The organism is Paenibacillus sp. LK1, assembly GCF_002750415.1.
GTDB classification, from domain to species: Bacteria; Bacillota; Bacilli; order Paenibacillales; family Paenibacillaceae; genus Paenibacillus; species Paenibacillus taichungensis.
Window position 1 is genome coordinate 1 of record NZ_PEII01000041.1, and the last position, 906, is coordinate 906.

At 38.5% G+C, this 906-nt stretch carries 1 protein-coding gene; it reads right to left on the reverse strand.

The genetic code is table 11. From position 1 onward, the window contains the following. Window positions 1-199: 199 nt before the first annotated feature. Window positions 200-721 (reverse strand): stalk domain-containing protein, encoded by a 522-nt coding sequence (locus CS562_RS32450; RefSeq protein WP_256716878.1) that lies wholly within the window; start codon window positions 719-721, stop codon window positions 200-202. Between the last annotated feature and the right edge of the window lie 185 nt (window positions 722-906).

Consider the following 906-nt stretch of genomic DNA (forward strand, 5'->3'; position numbering starts at 1 on the left):
TTGCAATCTGTTCAGGAGAAACTGGCATCCCGTCAGACACGTCCGAACTGACGCAAGTCCTTATCAGTAATTTAAGAGAAACATTTTTGTGTATTTCGCTGCATGCTCTATCTGGGGGTGCGGCTTTTAATGTTATATTTGCAAGGCTCAAAAAAGCTTCGCAGGATTTCTCCATACGAAGCTGTATGACTTCAGAATACTATAGAATTAAACCTGCTTTTTTAAGATCTGCTCTGTTTAATACCAGCGATCCTTGTAGTTTTTTGATACGGACCGTATTACCGGATGGATCAGTTACAACTTTTTCCTCGTCTTCTTTAAGACCATTAGCATTAACACTGAGGATGGTTTTTAAATTTTTTGAAATGTTATATACATCTGATGAATCTCCCTTAAGATTAACTTGGTATCCATTTGATGCGGACAAATCTATCAGAGTAATCCAATCTGCCTGAGATTGACTTTTTGCGGAAAACTCAATAGATCGAGTTGAACTTGCATAATTCACTTCATAACCGAGGATTTTAGCGGCTTCGCGTAGTTGAAGATATGTATTACCTTTATAAAGCAATTGATCGGATGTTACGGATTTAGACTGGCCATTTACGATAACTTTAAAGTTCGCAAGAGTGGCTTGTACCTTTTTGGAAGTGGCCGCAACCGCCATGGACGAGGACCCGATCAGCATTCCGACGGATAAAGCAACAATAACCTTTTTCATTTTCACCTTTATCATCAACTCCTATGTAAATGTGTTATACCTGAGAATAATACCCTAATTAGGAAGGGTTGACACGGGTGAAAACTATTATTTTTTTGCTTCTTACGAATCAAATTTTTTGCCTAACCATAAGTATAGTATCATTATCGAAGGCCCGCTCTATTTACAGCAATTGCGGCCTTGCA